The organism is Streptomyces hyaluromycini, from assembly GCF_002217755.1.
Taxonomy (GTDB): Bacteria; Actinomycetota; Actinomycetes; order Streptomycetales; family Streptomycetaceae; genus Streptomyces; species Streptomyces hyaluromycini.
Map to the genome: position 1 here is coordinate 34,479 of NZ_BCFL01000028.1, position 19,378 is coordinate 53,856.

Consider the following 19,378-nt stretch of genomic DNA (forward strand, 5'->3'; position numbering starts at 1 on the left):
CCGCCCGGCGACCGCGTCACCACACCTGCTGGTCGTCCTGGAGACGGACGGCGACGAACTTGGTCTGGGTGTAGTGGTGCAGCGCCTCCAGCCCCTTCTCGCGGCCGTACCCGCTGTTCTTGTAGCCGCCGAACGGGCCCTCGACCATCATGCCGGGCGGGTAGGCGTTGACGTAGACCTGCCCGGCCTGCAGACGGGCGGCCACCCGGTGGGCGCGGGTCACGTCACCGGTCCAGACGGCCGCGACCAGGCCGTAGTCGGAGTCGTTGGCGAGGGCCACCGCCTCCTCCTCGTCCTCGAAGCGCAGGACGGCGAGCACCGGGCCGAAGATCTCCTCGCGGGCGATGCGCATGTCCGGGGTGACGTCCGTGTAGACGGTCGGCTCGAAGGTCCAGCCGTCCCCGGTCGGCCGGCCGCCGGTGAGGAGGGTGGCCCCGTCCTGCTCGGCAATCTTGAAATACTCGTTGACCTTGTCGTACTGGGCGCGGGTGATCGCCGGCCCGTAGGTCTCCCCCGGCGTGATGTGGGTCAGCACGGTCCGTACGGCCGCCACGAACTCGTCGTGGATCCGCGCGTCGACCAGCAGCCGGGTGCCGGCCATGCAGGACTGGCCGCCGTTGGGCAGGAACGCCTCGACGGCCCCCTGGGCGGCCTTGGCGAGGTCGGCGTCCGCGAAGACGACGTTGGCCGACTTGCCGCCCAGCTCCAGCGTGAGCGGGATGATGCGGTCCGCGGCGGTCCGGCCGATCTCGCGGGCGGCGCGGACCGACCCGGTGAACGCCACCTTGCGGACCCCGGGATGGCCGACGACCGCCGCACCCACGGTGTCTCCCGTACCGGTGACGACGTTCAGCACGCCGTCGGGCAGACCGCATTCGGTGGCGATGCGGGCCAGCCGGAGCGTGGTGGCCGAGGTGAACTCGGACGGCTTGGCCACCACGGTGTTGCCGGCCGCGAGGGCCGGGGCGATGGAGCGGGCCGCCTGGTTCAGGGGCGCGTTCCACGGAGTGATGACACCGACCACGCCGAGCGGCTCACGCCGGGTGTACGCGTGGAAGCCCGGCCCTATGTTCACCACCTCACCGCCGGGCAGGCCGACCAGGCCGGCGTAGAACTCGAAGTAGCGGGCGGCGCCCTCCACCTCCAACGGGGACTGCCAGGCGGGCTTGCCGGTCTCGGCCGACTCCAGTTCCGCCAGAACGGCGGCCTCGTCGCGCAGCCGCTCCGCGACGGCGGCCAGCACCCGCCCCCGTTCCACCGGCTGCCGGTTCCACCAGCCGTCGACCGCCCCGGCCGCCGCCGAGACGGCACGCGCCACGTCGGCGGCGTCACCGAGGGCGATCTCGTGCACGACCTCGTCTCTTCCGGGAGAGGTGGACGGCAGCCAGCGATCGGATGCCGGGTCGACTTCCACGCCTGCGATCCAGTGGCCGTAGCGCTTCATCGGCGCGCTCCTCATGACGAGTTATGGGGGTGGGCAATGGGGATGAGCAATGGGGGTGAATGAATTTTCATTCACCGCGTACCCTACCTTCCCGCCTTGACAAGATCGAGTGACTGAACGAAGTTTCACTGGTGACCATGCCCCCCTCCGCGACGGCCGACGAGACGCCCCTGCGCCGCAAGTTGATGGACGCCGCGCTGGAGCTGTTCGACGAGCGCACCTGGGACGGCACGAACGTGCCCGAGATCGCGGCCCGGGCCGGGGTCGCGGTGGGCACGATCTACCGCTACTTCCCCAACAAGCAGGCGCTGGGCGAGGCGGTCTTCACCGAGGCGAAGGCGGCGTTCGCCGACGCCGTGGTCACCGACGCGGTGCGCGCGGCCGATCCGGTGACCGCGATCGGCCTCGTCTGGCACCACCAGGTCGCGTTCGCCCTGGCCTATCCCCAGGCGTTCTCGTTCCTCGAACACCAGGTGCACGGCTCGTATCTGCGGCCGCAGGCGTACGAGGTCGTCCACCGGCTCGACGCCGAGCTGGTGGAGATCCTGCGGGCGGCGCAGGCGGCCGGCGCCGTCCGCGCCGGTGATCCGCAGGTGCTGCTCTCGATGGCGTTCGGCGCGTTCGTCGGGGTCACCAAGCACTCACGCGCCTCGGGGGTCCCGCTGGGCGAGTACGACCTGGAGGGCGTCCGGGAGGCCGTGATGAGCCTGATCGGGCTCACCGGCCCCGACTCCCCCGACGCCGGCTAGGGCCTGTCTGACCATTCCCGTCGTCGCCCGGAGGGCGGCCTCGCGGCGTCAGGTGCGTGCTCTCGGCGTGCCGGGCGTAGGCCCTCGTACTGGACGTACCTGGGTCTGCGCCCGGTGCGGCGAGAGTGCGTGCATGGCGTCGCGAGGCAGACGGGAATTGTCAGACAGGCCCTAGGACCCCCGGGGCCGTTCAGGGCAGGTGGCGCACGACGTTCGTGCGGGCCAGTTCGAGGAGTTCGTCACCGCGTCCGGACAGCACGGTCCGGGCGGCGTAGAGAGCGAAGCCCCTGACCTGGTCGAACTTGATGGCGGGCGGGACGGACAGCTCCTGCCGGGCCGTCATCACCTCCACCAGGGCGGGGCCCGGGTGGGCGAACGCGGTGCGCAGCGCCTCGCCCAGGTCGGCCGGGTGCTCCACCCTGCGGCCGTGGATGCCCAGGGCGGTCGCGACGTCGGCGAAGTTCGGGTTGTCGAGGTCGGTCCCGAAGTTCACCATGCCCTCGGCCTTCATCTCCAGCTCCACGAAGCTCAGGGCTCCGTTGTTGAAGACCACGATCTTCACCGGGTGCCGCTGCTGTTTCAGGGTGATCAGGTCGCCGAGCAGCATGGCCAGCCCGCCGTCCCCGGACAGCGCGATCACCTGCCGGTCCGGGAACGCCGACTGGGCGCCGATCGCCTGGGGCAGTGCGTTCGCCATGCTGCCGTGGGTGAACGAACCGATCAGCCTGCGGCGGCCGTTCATGGTCAGATAGCGCGCCGACCAGATCACCGGGGAGCCCACGTCCGGCACGAACACCGCGTCGTCGGCGGCGAGTTCGTCGACGACCCGGGCCAGGTACTGCGGGTGGACCGGGGTGCGGTCGTGGTCGTCGACGGCGAGCCGGTCCAGGGCGGCGCGGGCGCCGGTGTAGTGGTCGCGGGCCGCGTCGAGGTGCCGGGAGCCGGTCCTCGGGGCGAGCTTGGGGAGCAGGGCCTCGGCGGTGTCCCGCACGGTGCCGACGAGCGGCAGGTCCACCCGGGTGCGCCTGCCGATCTGCTCGCCGCGCACGTCCACCTGCACGGTGGTGGCGTGCTCGGGCAGGAACTGCCGGTAGGGGAAGTCGGTGCCGAGCATCAGGAGCGTGTCGCACTGCTCCATCGCACGGTAGCCGGAGGTGAAGCCGAGCAGTCCGGTCATGCCGACGTCGTACGGGTTGTCGTACTCGACGTGCTCCTTGCCGCGCATGGTGTGGACGACCGGAGCGCGCAACGCCCCGGCGAGGCGGACCAGTTGGTCGTGGGCGCCGGCACAGCCCGCGCCGGCCAGGATGGTGATCCGTTCCGAGTCGTTCAGGAGGGCCGCGGCGCGCTCGATCTCCTCGTCGGCGGGCCGCACCACCGGCGAGGTGGGCCGCACGGTGGCCGCCTTGCGCGGGTGGTCGAGCCGGTGCAGCAGCACGTCGCCCGGGACCACGAGGACGGACACCCCGTTGCGCTCGACGGCCGTGCGCAGGGCGATGTCGAGGAGGCGGGGGAACTGCTCGGGCGTGGCGGCCAGTTCGCAGAAGTCGCTGCACTCCCGGAACAGCTCCTGGGGGTGGGTCTCCTGGAAGTAGCCGGTGCCGATCTCCGGGCCCGGGATGTGCGCGGCGATCGCGAGCACCGGGAGGCGGCTGCGCTGGGCCTCGAACAGCCCGTTGACCAGGTGCAGGTTGCCCGGTCCGCAGCTGCCGGCGCAGACCGCGAGCGAGCCGGTGACCGCGGCCTCGCCCGCGGCGGCGAACGCCGCCGCCTCCTCGTGCCGGTAGTGCTCCCAGGTCACCGAGGGATTCCTGCGCAGGGCGTCGGTCAGTCCGTTGAGCGAGTCACCGGGCAGTCCGTGGATCCGGGAGACGCCCGCGTCCCGCAGGCCGTCGACTATGAGGTCGGCGATGGTGTGCATCAGCTTCCTTTCGGTACGGCGGTCGTGCGGAGGCTCGGAGGGTCGTGCGGGCGGTCCCGGTCCTGTTCCGCTATTCGCTCAGCAGGCGGACGGCCGTCACGGTGTAGGACATCGAGGCGCGGAAGCCGGTGCCGGTGCGCACCGGGGCCAGGTCCGCCAGCTCCTCGCCGCGGGCCGGGAACAGGCTGATGTCGCCGGAGCCGACCCAGACGTCGGCGAGGGCCTGGTCGGAGAACTCGGCCATCACCAGCTCGTGCACCGCGGGCTTGTCGTACTGTCCGACGGCCAGCGTCGGGAAGTGCCGCAGGTTGACCGTGGGCCGGAACAGGGCCGCGGGGTCGCTCGCCGGCTGCTCCAGGGTGACCCGCGCCTCGGCGAGGGTGTGCCCGGCCGCCGACAGGGACGCGCCGAACCTCCCGCCGGCGGCGAGGGACGGCGAGGCCTTGCCGGGCGAGGCGAAGACCCGGGTCTGGTGCACCGAGCCCAGCTTCTTGGGGAAGCCCTGCACCCAGCCGCGGGCCATGGCGAGGTCGTTGTCGACGTAGATGTACGGGCACCAGGAGACCGGCTCGCCCCGGAACCGGGCGTCCACCAGCAGCATGAACTCGCGGTACTGGCTGCGCACCGGGTCGAGGTACTCGTCGTGCTCCGCGGAGAACTGCCAGTCGACGAAGAGCGCGACCACCCGCCCGTCCGACCCGGTGTCGGGGGTGAGCCCCTCCGGGAGGGTCGCCGCGGCGGCCGCCGGGTCGGTCCAGAACTCGACGCCGACGATGTCCCCGGCGTAGTGCCACGGCGGAGCCGAGGCGAGGTTCGCCTCTCCGCGCGGCGACAGCGGGTAGGTGTAGCCCTGCAGCATGGGGGCCTCCAGAGAGGGTGGGCGCGCCGGAAGGGACCATGTTCCGCACGGACACCGCTCCCCGGCTTGGGTCAAATGACTGCCTCGCGGTAGCTGGAGACGTCCGGGTAGCGCGGGGGCTCCTCGCCGCACCCGTCGCCGTCCCCGGCCGCGGGCCGCTCCTGCCGCATGGGGCGCTCCCGGTGTCCGGCGCCGCGTTCGCAGGGGGAGGCGAGCGGGTCGGCCACCAACTGCATCTGCCCGGCCAGCCGTTGGACCAGGGCGGGGTCGAGCTGGTCCATGACGCGTCTGCGCGCGCTGGCGAGATGCGCCGGATAGGCACCGGCCAGCCGCAGCAGACCGGCCTCGGTCAGCTCGGCGACGTACCCGCGGGCGTCCGTGCAGTGCCGCCGCTTGGTCACCAGGCCCTGGTCCCGCAGGTGCTCCACCACCCTGGTGATGCGGCTCGCGGACAGCGCCGCCGCCGTGGCCAGTTCGGTCATGCGCAGGCTGTTTCCGTCGGCCTCGGAGAGGTTGGCCAGGACGATGTACTGCGTGAGCGACAGGCCCGTGGCGCAGAGCAGATCCTCGTCGAGTGCCCGGGGCAGAGCCACCAGCATCCGCTGCAGCGCACGCCAGAGGCGTTCCTCGTCGTTGTTCAGCGGATACGTGGGCTCCGGTGACTGCGATGACACGTGCTGACCTCCCTTCGTTGTCCGGCCCTTACCACTGAAGCACAGTGTTACTTGCTTGACAAAGCATTTCGACGACGCCAAGATACTTGCCAAGGCAAGCAACAGCGCCGCAGCGGACCAGCCGCGCGACGCCAACCGAGAGGCCAGAAAGGCATGAGCGTCGAATTGCCCCCCGCGGGGACCTACACGGTCGATCCGGAGCGGTCGTCCATCAGCTTCACCACGCGGCACATGTTCGGTCTGGGCAAGGTGAACGGCACCTTCCGGGTGGAGTCGGCGAGCATCACGGTCGCCGAGCCGGTCACCCGGTCGACCGCACACGCCGTGATCGGGGCGGGCAGTTTCCACACCGGGACGCCACGCCGTGACGAGCACGTGCGCTCCGCCGCGTTCCTCCACGCGGAGCGCCACCCCGAGATCCGGTTCGAGTCGACCGGGGTGAGCCGCGGTGCGGGCGGCGTCTGGGTCGTCGAGGGGCACCTCACGATCCGCGGGCACCGCGCACCGGTCGAGCTGACGGTGGACTCCCTGTCCGTCGAGAACGGCTCACTCAAGATCTCGGCCTCGGCGACCGTCGACCGCTACCGCCACGGGCTGACCGCGGCGAAGGGCCTCGCGGCGCGTCTGCTGCGGCTCACCCTGTCCGCCACCGCCGACCCCGCGGCGTCATCCGTCCAGAAGACCGAGGCGGCGTCCGCCGCCGAAAGCGCAGAACAGCGAGAGGAACTCCCCATGTCTCCCAAGATCGCGGTCATCTACTACTCGTCGACCGGTACCGTCCACGAGCTGGCGGAGGCCGTGGCCGACGGCGCCCGCAAGGAGGGTGCGGAGGTACGGCTGCTGCGCGTGTCCGAGCTCGCGCCCGAGGAGGCCATCGCGAGCAACGACGCCTGGTCGGCGCATGCCGCGGCCACCAAGGACATCCCGATCGCCACCCCGGCCGACATCGAGTGGGCCGACGCCGTCGTCTTCGGCACCCCCACCCGGTTCGGCAACATCGCCAGCCAGCTGAAGCAGTTCATCGACACGCTCGGCGGGCTGTGGGCCCAGGGCAAGCTGGCCGACAAGGTCTACAGCGGCTTCACCGCCACGGCCACCGCGCACGGCGGCCAGGAGTCCACGCTGCTCGCGCTCTACAACTCCGTCCACCACTTCGGCGGCATCCTCGTCACCCCGGGCTACACCGACCCGGTGAAGTTCGTGGACGGCAACCCCTACGGCACCAGCCACGTCAACGGACAGGGCGCGATCCCCGTCGACGACACCGCCCGCGCCGCCGCCGTCTACCAGGGCAAGCGGGTGGCCGCGATCGCCGCCCGCTTCAACGCCGCGTAGCGGACGGCCGGCGAAGGCCGCGCGACCGGCGGCCGACCGGACGGCCGTGTGCCCGGCGGCAGGGGGCTGCCGCCGGGCACACGGTCCTGGCACGAGGGCCGGGAGCCCGGCCGTGGCCGGGGCCGTTGGTGAGAGGACGCGACCATCGCTCCGGGCGGCGAGCGGGCGGCTTTCCCCAGGGGTGGCGGGGAGCCGCCCGTCCGGGGCAGACGGCCGACCGCCTGGCACCGTAGGCGGAGGGCCGTCGTACCGACAGGGTCGGCGGGTGGCCCTCGCACCGGCAGGGTCTCAACGCGCCGGTCCGGGCCCGGGACGCTCGCCCGGGGCCCAGGGCGTCGGCCCGGGGCGCCCCGTCGGGGCCGTCAGGACTCGCCCCTCCGGGCCAGCCACTCCTTCTCCTCGCCCGGTTCGGGCAGGACCAGGCCGCCTTCCACGGCGGAGCGCGCGGGGCCGTCCTGGAGCACGACCATGACGTGGCCCTCCGGTACGCCCGTGACGCGGGCGGCGGCCGAGGACAGCTCCAGCGCCAGCCGCGTCGCCTCCTCCTGGGGGTGTCCCCGCCGGACCCAGCCGGAGACGATCAGCGGGGCTCCGGGCTCCCCGCCGGCGAAGACGCTGTCCGGCGGCGGCTCGGAGAAGATCACGTTGACGTAGGCCGGCGGCACATGGTTGATCGCCACATGGATCCGGGTGATCTCGGCGGCCAGCGCGGCCTTCGACTCACCGGTCAGCGTTCCCTGCGCTGCGGTGCAGGTGTAGACGGGCATTTCGGCTCCTCATCGGACACGGGCGGAATCGGAATCGCTCACGGCGACGACGGAAGGGCGGCGAGGGCCGTGATGGAAGCGGTGGTCCTGGGCAGGGACCGGAAGATCGTGCTGGAGTCGAGGCCCGAGCCCGGACTCCGTCCCGATCAGGTGATCGTGGAGGTCGACCTGTGCGGCATCTGCGGCAGTGACCTGCACGCGCCGCAGCTCCCTCAGGTGTACCGCGGCGGTTTCGTCATGGGCCACGAACCCTCGGGCCGTATCACCCGCGTGGGCGACGAGGCCGGGGACTGGAAGGTGGGCCAGCGGGTCGCCGTCAACCCGAACGGCAACGTGTGCGGCCAGTGCACGTACTGCCTCTCGGGACGGCCCAACTTCTGCCGGCAGGCGACCATGGAGACCGCGCTCGGGCTCCAGATGGACGGCGCCCTCGCCCGGCGGATGGCCGTCTTCCCGGGCACCCTGCGGGCGCTGCCCGCGTCGATGGGGCGCCTGGAGGCCGCCTGGGTCGAGCCGACGGGCACCGCGCTGCGGGCCGCGGTTCTGGCCGGTGACCTCGGGGGCGCCACCGTGGCGGTGTTCGGCGGCGGCCCTATCGGCCAGCTGGCCTGCCGTATCGCCGCCCACCGGGGCGCGGGCCGGGTCGTCCTGGTGGAGCCGGCCCCGGAGCGCCGCCGCTTCGGCCCGGCCTCCGGCGCCGATCTGACCCTGAGCCCCGCCGAGTCGGGCGCCGAGCTCGCCGAGTCCACGGTGGACGTGGTGTTCGAGTGCTCGGGCAACGCGGCGGCCCGGGCGGAGGCCCTGCGGCTGCTGACCCCCGGCGGGGTGCTGGTCAACGTGGGGGCGGGGCCCGGCGGCGGCTTCGACCCCGATGTCGTCCTGCTCAAGGAGATCACCATCCGTGGGTCGTTCGTGTACGGCTCCGAGTTCGACGACGCCGTCGGCCTGCTCGCCCGCGGCGACATCCGTGTGGACGACCTCACCACGGAGATCGTCCCGGTCGACGAGGCCCTGCGGGCCATCGACGCGCTGCGCTCCGCCGAGGTCATGAAGGTGTTCGTCGCACCCAACGGCTGACACCACACTCCGACGGCCCAAGGTGTCCCGGCTTCGGTCATCCGACTGACCCCGGAACCGGGATGTACGGTCACCCGGCCGTGCGCGGCCCGGACCCGTCGTTTCAGCAGACCCTTCAGTCATCGGACGGAAGGCATGGCGGCCGTGCCCGGGTCAGGATGGGACGGATCATCCCGATATCGGGCCCGGCACGACAGCTGGCAGGCCGCCATGACCGCACAAGCCACCGTCCGAAGCGTGACCTACGATCTGCTGCGTTCCCTCGGACTCACCACCGTCTTCGGGAATCCGGGCTCCACCGAACAGCCGTTCCTGCAGGAGTTCCCGGAGGACTTCACCTACGTACTCGCCCTGCAGGAGGCCTCCGTCATCGCGATGGCGGACACCTTCGCCCAGGTCACCGGCCGGCCCGCGCTGGTCAACGTGCACTCCTCGGCCGGGCTGGGCAACGCCGTCGGCAACCTGGTCGCCGCCTACCACGGGAACACCCCGCTGATCGTCACCTCCGGCCAGCAGCACCGGGAACTGCTGATCGGCGAGCCCTACCTGGGCAACCGGGAGGCCACCACGCTGCCCAAGCCGTGGGTGAAGTGGTCGTACGAACCCGCCCGCGCCGAGGACGTGCCCGAGGCGTTCCTGCGGGCCTACGCGATGGCCCTGCAACCGCCCGCCGGTCCCGTCTACCTGTCCGTGCCGATGGACGACTGGAAGCGGCCGCTGTCCGGCTTCACCCGTATGCGGACCTTCAGCAACCGGGTGGTGCCCGACCCGGACCGGCTGCGCGCCTTCGCCGACCGCATCTCCGCCAGCAGCAGTCCGGCGCTGGTCTTCGGTCCTGAGGTCGACAAGGCCGGCGGCTGGGACGTGGCCGTCGCGCTCGCGGAGAAACTGCGCGCGGCCGTCTACGGCTCCCCGCTCCTGGACCGCGCTTCCTTCCCCGAGAACCACCCGCTCTTCCGCGGCCCCCTCGGCATGTCGGTCAAGACCATCAGCGACCGCCTGGCGGGGCACGACCTGGTGGTCGTGATCGGCGCGGAGGTCTTCCGCTACTACCCCTACGTGCCGGGCCCCTACCTGCCCGACGGCACCGAACTCCTCCAGATCACCGGCAACCCCGACGTGGCCGCCTCGGCCCGGGTGGGCGACAGCCTGCTGGGCGACCCCAAGACGGCGATCGAACTGCTCCTGGCCACGGTCGAGGACGGTTCCGCCCGGACCGCCCCGCAGCCGATGGAGCGCCCCCGGGTGCTCCCGGAGGCACCGAACAGCCCGCTGACCCCGCCGGAGGTGTACGCCGCCCTGAGCAGCGTCAAGCCGGCCGACGCGGTCATCGTCAACGAGTCGACCTCCACGATGGCCCAGCAGGTCGAGTGGCTGCCCACCACCCGGACCGGATCCTTCTTCGCCACCGCCAGCGGCGGCATCGGATGGGGTGCGCCGGCGGCCGTCGGAGTGGCCCTGGCCGACCGGCAGCGGGGTGTGCCCCGGCCGGTCGTCGGGCTGATCGGCGACGGCTCCTTCCAGTACTCCGTGCAGTCCGTGTGGACGGCGGCGCAGCACCGGCTGCCGATCGTCTACGTCGTGATGCGCAACCAGGAGTACTCGATCCTCAAGTCGTTCGCGGTCCTGGAGGAGACGCCGGGCGTGCCCGGCCTCGACCTGCCCGGGCTCGACATCGCCGGTGTGGCCCGCGGTTTCGGCTGCCGCGCGGTCGACGTCGACACGACCGAGGACCTGCAGCGCGAGTTCAAGGCGGCCCTGGCCGCCGACACCACCACCGTCATCGTGGTGGCCACCCAGCCGCAGAAGGCCATGCTGTGACGGGCGGCGTACGGGAGTAGATCGGGAGCTGGGGAGCAGAGATGGATCTCGGACTGAAGGACCGCGTCTACATCGTCACCGGCGGCACCCGTGGCCTGGGCCTGGCCGCCGCCCGCGAACTGACCTCCGGCGGTGCCAAGGTGGTGGTCAGCGGGCGCAGCACGCACTCGCTGGCCGCGGCCGAGGCGGAGCTGGGCGGCCCCGGGCAGGCCGTCGGGGTCGTCGCCGACAACGCCGACGCCGGGACTCCGGACCGGCTGATGGCTGCGGCGCACGAGGCGTTCAAGGGGCTGGACGGCGTGCTCATCAGCGTCGGCGGCCCGCCGACGGGCACCACGGACAGCATCGACGACGAACAGTGGCGGGCCTCCTTCGAATCGGGCTTCCTGGGCGCGGTGCGGTTGTCGCGGGCCGTCGCCGCGCGGCTCGGCGAGGGCGGGGTGATCGGTTTCGTCCTGTCGACCTCGGTGTACGAGCCGATCCCCGGCCTCGCCGTCTCCAACGCCCTGCGGCCCGCACTGGCCGGCTACGCGAAGACCCTCGCCGGGGAGGTGGGCCCGCGGGGCATCCGCGTGGTCGGGCTGGTCCCGGCCCACATCGCGACCGACCGGACGCTCGAACTCCAGTCGATCACCGGCGACGCCGGCACCACCGCCGCCGGCATCCCGCTGCGCCGCCTCGGAACTCCGGAGGAGTTCGGCCGCACCGCCGCGTTCCTGCTGTCGCCGGCCGCGGCCTACGTCACCGGCTCGATGGTGACGGTCGACGGCGGAACACGGGCCAGTTTCTAGCATTCACCACGTCCGAACTCTCCTTGACAGTCCCCTACTTGACCATAATGCTTGCCGAAGAAAGCAATATGTTCAGGCGGGAGACCTCGATGACCACACACACCCCGGGCGGCGAGGGCACCGCACTGCGGGCCGTACTGGAGGGGTCCGCGTTCCAGGCGGACCCGCATGCGGTACTGCGGCCGCTGACGGAGTCGGGGGCCGCGCACCGCTGTGAACCGGCCGGTGCGCCGCCGCAGTTGCTGGTCACGGGATACGAGGCGGCACGCCGGGTGCTCACCGATCCGCGGGTGTCCAAGCGCAGCGAGCGCGCGGGGCTGGAGCCCGGCTGGCTGATGAGCGGGGTCCGGGACGAGGTCGGGGTCGACTACATGCTGACCATGGACCCGCCCGACCACACCCGGCTGCGCAAGGTGGTGGCGCGTGCCTTCACCCCGCAGCGGGTCGAGGCGCTGCGGCCGCGGACCCGGGAGATCGCGTCCCGGCTGGCGGACGGCGTACTGGCCGTGGAGACTCCGGACCTGGTCGACGGCTTCGCCGCCCGCGTCCCCATCGCGGTGATCTGCGAACTGCTCGGTGTGCCGCTGGACGACTGGGACCGGTTCCGCTGGGCCTCGGAGCAGATCGTGGCCCCGGTCGCCGGTTCGGACCGGGAGGAGGCCTACGTATGGATGAGCGGGTATCTGGCGGAGCTGATCACCGGCAAGCGGGCCGAGCCCGGACCGGACCTGCTGAGCGCGCTGGCCGCTGACACCGGTGACGACCGGCTCACCGACCCGGAGCTGGTCGGCATGGCCTTCCTGCTGCTGATCGCCGGGTACGAGACGACCGCGAACCTCATCGGCGCGGTGCTCCTCGGCCTCGCCCGGCAGCCGGACCTCCTCAAGGCGCTGCGCGCCGATCCGGGGCTGATCCCAGGGGTGATCGAGGAGTTCCTGCGGCTGGACGGGCCGGTGGTGACGGCGACCGAGCGCTTCGCGACCGAGGACCTGCGGGTGGGCGAGGTGGCGGTGCGGCGCGGCGACATGCTGCTGGTGTCCCTGGCCGCGGCCAACCGGGACCCGGCCCGGTTCGAGGACCCGGACACCTTCCGCCCGGAGCGCCCGGCCGGCGGCCATCTCGCCTTCGGGCACGGCGTCCACCACTGCCTGGGCGCTCCGCTGGCCCGGATGGAGGCCGAGGTCGCGGTCGCCGCGTTCGTACGGCGCGTGGCGGGCCTGAGCCTGGCCGTGGCCGAGGCGGACCTGGAGTGGGCGCCGGGCCTGTTGATGCACGGGGTACGGCGGCTGCCGGTGTCGGTCGTGGCCGCCGAGGACACCGGGGACACCGGGGACACCGAGGACACCGAGGACACCGGGGACACCGGGGACACCGGGGACACCGGGGATTCCGTCTAGAGGGACGCTGGTGGCACCAGGCGGCCCCGGGAGATGAGGGACGCCGCCTTCTTGAGGTGGTGGACGCTGATGCTGACGCCGTAGCCGTCGATGCCCGGGGTCGCGGCGATGCGCGTGGTCAGGAAGCGGTAGAAGTCCTCGGGATCGCGGGCGACGACGGTGACCATCAGGTTGTGCTCCCCGCTGATGGCACCGACGAAGGGGACCTCGTCGTGCCGGGCGGCCTCCGCGCCGACCCGCTCCAGGTGAGCGGGGGCGACCCGCAGCCAGAGGATGGCGTTGAGCCGGTGGCCCAGCCGCTCGGGGAGCAGTTCGACCTCGTACTCAAGGGTTCCGGAGCTCTCCAGCGACTCCAGCCGGCGAGCCACCCGGGACAGCGACCAGCCGGTGAGTTCGGCGAGCCGGGTGTGGGTGGTGCGGCCGTCCTGGGCGAGGGCGTCGAGCAGCGGGGCGTCCTCGTCGGCCGGCGGGGGCGGGGGCCCGGGGGTGAGGGTCGGCCGTTCCGAGGTCAGCAGCCGGACCTGCTCGGGGTCGAGGCTGTCGCCGTAGCCGGTCCACCCGGCGGTGCCGGGCTCGTCGTAGTTGTGGATGATCAGGTCGATGCTGACGTCCAGGACCGAGGCGGACCGGGGCAGTTGCCGGAGCAGCACGTCCTCGCGCGGCATGTCGAGCGGCGAGCGCATGACGCAGATGATCTCCGAACCGCCCGAGGCCAGGTGGGCCCAGGAGATGTCGGGGCGCCGGGCGAGGGCCTCGGCGAGCGGGGCGACCCGGTCGGGGCGGCAGCGGATACGGGTGACCCACTGCGCGGCGCCGTACACCCGCGGGTTGACCAGCCCCACCACCCGCAACGCTCCGCTGCGGCGCAGCGCCTGGTAGCGGCGGGCCGCGGTCTGCTCGGACACCCCGGCCACCTCGCCGATCCGACGGAAGGGCAGCCGGGGCGCGCACTGCAGGGCGCGGAGGATCTTTCGGTCTACCTCGTCGAGCATGGTGGAAGTGTGCCACGCGAATCAGCAATCTGGAGGATTCTGCGGCCTCGGAGGGACCTGGTTGGCGGTTGCGTGAGCGGGATCGGATGCTGTGGCGGCGGGTTTCCCCTCGGACACCCGTACGACACAGGCCGCCGGACACGCCGGTGGCCTTCGACCGCGGTGCGGTGCGCCGCGAAGGAGTATCTCCGTGAACGTCACGACACCGGCGAGTGGGCCGGTCGAGCGACGGGCGGCCACCATCGTCATGGCCTGCCTGGGCGTCTTCGTCGCCTACCTTCCGGTCACCACCGTCGCCGTGAGCCTGCCCGCCCTGCAGGCCGCGCTGAACGCCTCGACCGCGCAGCTGTCGTGGGTGCAGGACGCGTTCGTGCTGCCGATGGCCGCGTTCATCCTGACCGCGGGCGTCTTCGGGGACGTCCACGGGCGCAAGAAGGTGTTCCAGGCCGGCCTGCTGTTCTCGGCCGCGGGCGCGGTCACCGCCCTGTGCGCGCACTCGATCGGGGTCGTCTGGGCCGGACAGGCCCTGGCCGGCGTCGGCGCGGCCGCGCTGCTGCCGACCACGCTGGCGCTGATCAGCCATGCGGTGCCGGACCACCGGGAGCGCGGCAAGTTCATCGGCATCTGGGCCACCTGCCTGATGGCGGCCCTGGCCGTCGGCCCGCTGATCGCCGGTGTGGTCGTCCAGCACTTCTCCTGGCGCTGGGTCTACCTGCCGAGCGTTCCCGTCGCACTCCTGGCCGTCGTCGTCGCGGCTCGGCAGCTGCCCGACTCCCGGGCGCCGCACGGGCGCCGCCTGGACTGGCCCGGCCAGCTCACCGCCACGCTCGCGGTCACCGCGCTGGTGTACGGCGTGATCGAGGGCGGGGCGGACTCGTTCACCGACGTCAAGGTGATGGTGGCGCTGTTCACGGCCGTGGTCGCCGGTGCCGCGTTCGTGCTGGCGGAACGGCGCAGCGACAGCCCGATGCTGGACCTGAGCCTGTTCCGCAGCCCCGCCTTCACCGCCACCACGCTGGTCGCGATGACCAGCTTCCTGGCGCTCATCGGGTTCTTCTTCGTGCTCAGCCTCTACTTCGGCATGGTGCAGCGGCTCGACACCATGGATGCGGCCTGGCGGCTGCTGACGGTCACCGGGGCGGCCCTGCTGGTCGGCGGGCCGGCCGGGCGGCTGATGCACCGGATATCGGCACGGGTGATGATCACCGGCGGTCTGCTGGTGGTCGCCGCCGCCCAGTTCGCGCTGACCGGTCTGGCCGCCGACACCTCGTTCGGCTCGGCCGCCTGGCGGCTCGCCCTGCTGGGCCTCGGCATGGGCTTCGTCATGACGCCGATGACCGCGACCGCGGTGGCCTCCGTGCCGTACCACCTGGCCGGCATGGCCGCCGCCGGCAACAACGCCTTCCGGCAGGTCGGCGGCGCCCTCGGCCCGGCCGTCCTGGGCGCGCTGCTCACCACCCGGGCCCTCGACGCGCTGCCGGGTCACCTCACCGAGGCGGGGGTCACCGGCGCGGCGCAGGACCGCATCGTCACGACCGCGCAGTCGGACGGCCTCGGCGCGGTCGCCGGGCTGGACCTGGGCGCCCGTACCGGACCGGCCATGGGCGCGCTCGGCGACTCCTTCCTGGACGGAATGCGCCTGTGCCTGATCACGGCGGGGAGCCTGACGCTGCTGGCCGCCCTGGTCGCGGTGGTCCTGCTGCGCGCACCCCGGCAGCAGGGGACGCTCAGGGCGGCGGGGCACACCACGGCCTCGGCCGAGCAGGCCCCGGCGGCGCAGGGCGCCTGACGGCTCACCGCACCAGGCAGGGCCGTTTGGCGTCGAAGGTCCAGCCCTCCACCAGGTAGCGCATCCCGGTCGCGTCGTCCCGGCCCGCGCCGAGCCGCTGCTCCTGGTGGAGGGCGTGGGCCGCGAGCAGCCGGTCCATGTCGAGCCGGACGCCCAGGCCGGGGGCGTCGGTGACGGCGACCTCGCCGCCCGTGATCCTCGGCGGTTCCACGGTGAGGCGCTCCTGTCCCTCCTGCCAGATCCAGTGCGTGTCCAGGGCGTTGTAGTCGCCGGGGGCCGCGGCTCCGCAGTGGGCCATCATGGCCAGCGAGATGTCGAAGTGGTTGTTGGAGTGGCAGCCCCAGGTCAGCCCCGTCTCGTGGCAGAGCTGCGCCACCCGCACCGACCCCCGCATGGTCCAGAAGTGCGGGTCCGCGAGCGGGATCGACACCGACTGCAGGGCGAGGGCGTGGGTGAGCTGCCGCCAGTCGGTGGCGATCATGTTGGTCGCGGTGGGCAGCCCGGTGGCCCGGCGGAACTCGGCGAGGATCTCGCGCCCGGAGTAGCCGCCCTCGGCCCCGCAGGGATCCTCGGCGTAGGCGAGTGTGCCGAGCAGCGGGCGGCACAGCTCGACGGCCTCGCGCAGGGACCAGGCGCCGTTGGGGTCGAGGGTGATCCGGGCCTCGGGGAAGCGTTGCTTGAGCGCCTGTACGGCCTTGACCTCCTCGGCCCCCTCCAGCACGCCGCCCTTGAGCTTGAAGTCACGGAAGCCGTAGTGGTCGTAGGCCGCCTCGGCCTGCCGGACGATCGACTCCGGGGTGAGGGCCTCCTCGCGGCGGATCCGGTACCAGGGCACGTCGGAGCCGGGTTCGCGGAGGTAGTCCAGGTCGGTGCGGTCGGGGTCGCCGACGTAGAAGAGGTAGCCGAGGACGCGTACCGAGTCGCGCTGCTTGCCGTCGCCGAGCAGAGCGGCGACGGGCACCTCCAGGTGCTGGCCGAGCAGGTCGAGCAGGGCGGACTCGACGGCGGTGACGGCGTGCACGGTGGTGCGCAGGTCGAAGGTCTGTTCCCCGCGGCCGCCGGCGTCCCGCCCGGCGAACTCCTCCCCCATGGCCCGCAGCACCCGTTGGTAGTCGCCCAGCCGGGAGCCGACGACCAGCGGCTCGGCATCCCGCAGGGTCCGGGTGATCGCCTCCCCGCCGGGCACCTCGCCGAGCCCGGTCCGGCCCTCGGAGTCCTCGACGACCACCACGTTGCGGGTGAAGTACGGGGCGTGCGCACCGGAGAGGTTGAGGAGCATGGAGTCCCGGCCTGCTACCGGGTACACGGAGAAGCGAGTGACGAAGGGCTGTCTCATACGGAGACAGTATCTACATATGAAGACGCGCACCAGGGATGGGGGCCTGCCGGACAGGCCTCTCACCTGCCGCCCGGAGTGACCAGTCCCGTCTCGTAGGCGACGACCACCGCCTGGGCGCGGTCGCGCAGGGAGAGTTTGCCGAGGACGCGGGAGACATGGGTCTTGACGGTGGCCTCGGAGAGGTGGAGGCGGGCGGCCAGGCCGGCGTTGGACAGGCCCTGGGCCAGCAGGCGCAGGACGTCGAGTTCACGCGGGGTGAGGTGGGCGAGGTCGCGGTGCAGGGCGGCGCTGTCGGTACCGGCCCGGGCGAACCGTTCGACGAGACGGCGGGTGATGGCGGGCGCCAGCAGCGCGTCCCCGGAGCGGACCGTGCGGACGGCGGCCGTCAGGTGCTCGGGTGTGACGTCCTTGAGCAGAAAGCCGCTGGCCCCGGCGGACAGCGCCGCGTACACGTACCGGTCGAGGTCGAGGGTGGTCAGCATGAGGATACGCGGCGGGTCGGGGGCGGCGAGGATGCGGCGGGCCGCCTCCAGGCCGTCCAGTTCGGGCATCCGGATGTCCATCAGGACGACGTCCGGCCGGGTGCGCCGTACCGCGTCCACGGCCTCGTGGCCGTCGGTGGCCTCGGCGACGACCTCGATGCCGTCGGCGGCGAGGATCAGCCGGAAGCCGGTGCGCACCAGTGCCTGGTCGTCCGCGACGACGACGCGCGGCGCACCCACCTGCGAACTCACGTGCCCTCCAGGGGTATCAGGGCCCGGACCCGGTAACCGCCCAGCGGACGCGGCCCGTTGCTCAGGGTGCCGCCGTGCACGGCGAGCCGCTCGCGCAGCCCGAGCAGTCCGCGTCCGTTGCCCGTCGCGGCGGCCGGTCCGGGGGTGCCGCCGGAGTCGGTGACCTCGACGCGCAGTTCGTCCTCGCCGTAGTGGACGCGCACGACGGCACGCGAACCGGCCGCGTGCTTCAGGGTGTTGGTCCGTGCTTCCTGGACCACACGGTAGGCGGTCAGCTCGACCCCGCCCGGCAGCGGCCGGACCGTTCCGGAGACCGACAAGGTCGCCGGCGTGACGGGCAGCGTGCCGGTGATCGCCTACGACGGCGACGCCTCCTGGGGCGGGTTCGTGATGGTGTCCGGGCGCTGGGTCCGGGCGGCCGGTGAGGCGGTGGTGGCCGCCCCGTTCCTGACCGCGAGCGGAGCCGAGGTGGGCGACACCGTCACCCTCACCGTGAACGGCTCCCCGGTGCGGACCCGGATCGTCGGCGAGGTCTTCGACGTCGGCGAGCAGGGCCTGCGGGTGTTCACGGACCTCGCGACGCTCCGGACCGCCGCCCCGGACCTGCACCCGACCGACCATTCCGTGCGGCTCACCCGGGGCACCGACGCCGACGCGTACGTGAAACACCTGAACGCGGCCCTGAAGCCGCTCGGCGTCACGGCCACCGACACCAAGTCGGTCAACGGCAGCGACGGTGCGCTCGCCCTCGACACGCTGGCGGCCGCACTCACCCTGATCCTGGTGGCGGTGGCCGGACTCGGCGTGCTCGGCGGGGTCGTCCTCGACACCCATGAGCGCATCCGCGACCTGGGCATCCACAAGGCGCTCGGGATGACACCCCGGCAGACGGTGACACTGGTGATCGCCTCGGTCGTCCTGCCCGGCCTCGCGGGCGGCGCGCTCGGCGTCCCGCTGGGCCTCGCCGTGCACCGCGTCGTGATGCCCGCCATCGGCGACAGCGCCGGACTGCGCCTGCCCGACGTGGTCCTCGACGTCTACCGGACACCCGAACTGCTCCTCCTCGCCCTGAGCGGCACGGCGATCGCGGTCCTCGGCGCGCTGCTCCCGGCGGGCTGGGCGGTCCGCGTCCGGACGGCGACGGCACTGCGCGCCGAGTAGCCCAACGACCGGTTCTGGACGCGCCGGTGACAAGGCATGAGACTGAGGGGGTCCGCCGCCCCGGCCCCAGGAGGGTGACCATGGCCGACACGACAGGGACGCCGCCGCGCGTCGAACTCACCCCGCAGGCCGCCGAACTGGTGCGCCGGCTGCACGCCGAGCACGGCCCGCTGATGTTCCACCAGTCCGGCGGCTGCTGCGACGGCAGCGCGCCCATGTGCTATCCGGACGGCGAGTTCCGCACCGGCGGCTCGGACGTACTGCTGGCCGAGCTGGCGGTGGACGGTGTCGAGCAGCCGGTCACCTTCTGGATGTCCCGCAGCCAGTACGAGGTGTGGAGCCACACCCGGCTGATCGTGGACGTGGTACCCGGACGGGGGAGCGGCTTCTCCCTGGAGGCACCCGAGGGGGTGCGTTTCCTCACCCGTTCTCGCGTAGTCGACGCCTAGCAGCCCCGCCGGTCACTCTCGTCTGCTGCACTTCCCCCGAGTCCTGAGGAACTTGACGAGACATCAGGGGGTGCGGTGA

Annotated in this window: 17 protein-coding genes and 2 pseudogenes; 10 read left to right on the forward strand and 9 right to left on the reverse strand. The window is 72.5% G+C overall.

Translation table 11 applies throughout. The annotated features are described in order from the left end of the window. Positions 1-16: 16 nt before the first annotated feature. Positions 17-1,444 carry an aldehyde dehydrogenase family protein gene (locus tag SSP29_RS37545; protein ID WP_089105398.1) on the reverse strand — a complete coding sequence of 476 codons (1,428 nt, stop codon included), beginning with the start codon at positions 1,442-1,444 and terminating at the stop codon, positions 17-19. Positions 1,445-1,581: 137 nt separating this feature from the next. Between SSP29_RS37545 and SSP29_RS37550 the strand changes: the two genes are divergently transcribed. Beyond that, the gene (locus SSP29_RS37550; protein ID WP_218036957.1) at positions 1,582-2,193 is read left to right on the forward strand and encodes a TetR/AcrR family transcriptional regulator; all 612 of its coding nucleotides are present in this window, start codon (positions 1,582-1,584) and stop codon (positions 2,191-2,193) included. 190 nt (positions 2,194-2,383) lie between these two features. On the opposite strand, the gene poxB is transcribed toward SSP29_RS37550, so the two are convergent. From poxB to SSP29_RS37570, 3 genes are all read right to left on the reverse strand, one after another. Beyond that, entirely contained in the window at positions 2,384-4,114 is a 1,731-nt protein-coding gene (poxB, locus tag SSP29_RS37560; RefSeq protein WP_089105400.1) for a ubiquinone-dependent pyruvate dehydrogenase, read from the reverse strand. A 70-nt stretch (positions 4,115-4,184) separates the two neighbouring features. Next, complete coding sequence (locus tag SSP29_RS37565) at positions 4,185-4,973, reverse strand: acetoacetate decarboxylase family protein (protein ID WP_089105401.1); 789 nt, start codon at positions 4,971-4,973, stop codon at positions 4,185-4,187. 71 nt (positions 4,974-5,044) lie between these two features. Further along, positions 5,045-5,647, reverse strand: coding sequence for a MarR family winged helix-turn-helix transcriptional regulator (locus SSP29_RS37570; RefSeq protein WP_150135660.1), 603 nt, complete (start codon positions 5,645-5,647; stop codon positions 5,045-5,047). 153 nt (positions 5,648-5,800) lie between these two features. Here SSP29_RS37570 and SSP29_RS60375 point away from each other — a divergent pair. Together SSP29_RS60375 and wrbA are read left to right on the forward strand one after the other, a co-directional pair. Beyond that, positions 5,801-6,244 (forward strand): annotated as a pseudogene (locus SSP29_RS60375) (YceI family protein); the annotation flags it as partial. Between the two features lie 135 nt (positions 6,245-6,379). Then, a complete protein-coding gene (gene wrbA, locus SSP29_RS60380) occupies positions 6,380-6,982 on the forward strand; it encodes an NAD(P)H:quinone oxidoreductase (RefSeq protein ID WP_245883473.1) in 603 nt (200 codons plus the stop codon). A 362-nt stretch (positions 6,983-7,344) separates the two neighbouring features. Here the strand turns inward: wrbA and SSP29_RS37580 are convergent, their stop codons facing one another. Then, positions 7,345-7,749, reverse strand: coding sequence for a tautomerase family protein (locus SSP29_RS37580; RefSeq protein ID WP_089105653.1), 405 nt, complete (start codon positions 7,747-7,749; stop codon positions 7,345-7,347). A 72-nt stretch (positions 7,750-7,821) separates the two neighbouring features. On the opposite strand from SSP29_RS37580, the gene SSP29_RS37585 reads away from it, so the two are divergent. From SSP29_RS37585 to SSP29_RS37600, 4 genes are all read left to right on the forward strand, one after another. Beyond that, positions 7,822-8,826, forward strand: a complete 1,005-nt coding sequence (locus SSP29_RS37585) for a zinc-dependent alcohol dehydrogenase (protein ID WP_167450091.1) — start codon at positions 7,822-7,824, stop codon at positions 8,824-8,826. Between the two features lie 237 nt (positions 8,827-9,063). After that, entirely contained in the window at positions 9,064-10,647 is a 1,584-nt protein-coding gene (mdlC, locus tag SSP29_RS37590; RefSeq protein ID WP_245883460.1) for a benzoylformate decarboxylase, read from the forward strand. Between the two features lie 41 nt (positions 10,648-10,688). After that, on the forward strand, positions 10,689-11,438 hold the full coding sequence (locus tag SSP29_RS37595; protein WP_089105405.1) for an SDR family NAD(P)-dependent oxidoreductase: 750 nt from the start codon (positions 10,689-10,691) through the stop codon (positions 11,436-11,438). An 89-nt stretch (positions 11,439-11,527) separates the two neighbouring features. Next, on the forward strand, positions 11,528-12,835 hold the full coding sequence (locus SSP29_RS37600; RefSeq protein ID WP_089105654.1) for a cytochrome P450 family protein: 1,308 nt from the start codon (positions 11,528-11,530) through the stop codon (positions 12,833-12,835). Here SSP29_RS37600 and SSP29_RS37605 read toward each other — a convergent pair. After that, entirely contained in the window at positions 12,832-13,827 is a 996-nt protein-coding gene (locus SSP29_RS37605; protein ID WP_089105406.1) for an Lrp/AsnC family transcriptional regulator, read from the reverse strand. The genes SSP29_RS37600 and SSP29_RS37605 overlap by 4 nt on opposite strands. A 190-nt stretch (positions 13,828-14,017) precedes the next feature. Between SSP29_RS37605 and SSP29_RS37610 the strand changes: the two genes are divergently transcribed. Next, positions 14,018-15,616 carry an MFS transporter gene (locus tag SSP29_RS37610; RefSeq protein WP_150135663.1) on the forward strand — a complete coding sequence of 533 codons (1,599 nt, stop codon included), beginning with the start codon at positions 14,018-14,020 and terminating at the stop codon, positions 15,614-15,616. A 4-nt stretch (positions 15,617-15,620) separates the two neighbouring features. On the opposite strand, the gene SSP29_RS37615 is transcribed toward SSP29_RS37610, so the two are convergent. From SSP29_RS37615 to SSP29_RS37625, 3 genes and pseudogenes are all read right to left on the reverse strand, one after another. Then, positions 15,621-16,952 carry an enolase C-terminal domain-like protein gene (locus tag SSP29_RS37615; RefSeq protein WP_089105407.1) on the reverse strand — a complete coding sequence of 444 codons (1,332 nt, stop codon included), beginning with the start codon at positions 16,950-16,952 and terminating at the stop codon, positions 15,621-15,623. 62 nt (positions 16,953-17,014) lie between these two features. Then, complete coding sequence (locus SSP29_RS57075; RefSeq protein ID WP_245883461.1) at positions 17,015-17,689, reverse strand: response regulator; 675 nt, start codon at positions 17,687-17,689, stop codon at positions 17,015-17,017. Then, positions 17,686-18,018 (reverse strand): annotated as a pseudogene (locus SSP29_RS37625) (sensor histidine kinase); the annotation flags it as partial. The pseudogene SSP29_RS37625 and the gene SSP29_RS57075, both read right to left, overlap by 4 nt. Before the next feature lies 1 nt (position 18,019). Between SSP29_RS37625 and SSP29_RS37630 the strand changes: the two are divergent. Together SSP29_RS37630 and SSP29_RS37635 are read left to right on the forward strand one after the other, a co-directional pair. Continuing rightward, positions 18,020-18,850, forward strand: a complete 831-nt coding sequence (locus SSP29_RS37630; protein ID WP_150135665.1) for an ABC transporter permease — start codon at positions 18,020-18,022, stop codon at positions 18,848-18,850. 80 nt (positions 18,851-18,930) lie between these two features. Continuing rightward, positions 18,931-19,299 (forward strand): DUF779 domain-containing protein, encoded by a 369-nt coding sequence (locus SSP29_RS37635; RefSeq protein ID WP_089105408.1) that lies wholly within the window; start codon positions 18,931-18,933, stop codon positions 19,297-19,299. The last annotated feature ends 79 nt before the right edge of the window (positions 19,300-19,378 follow it).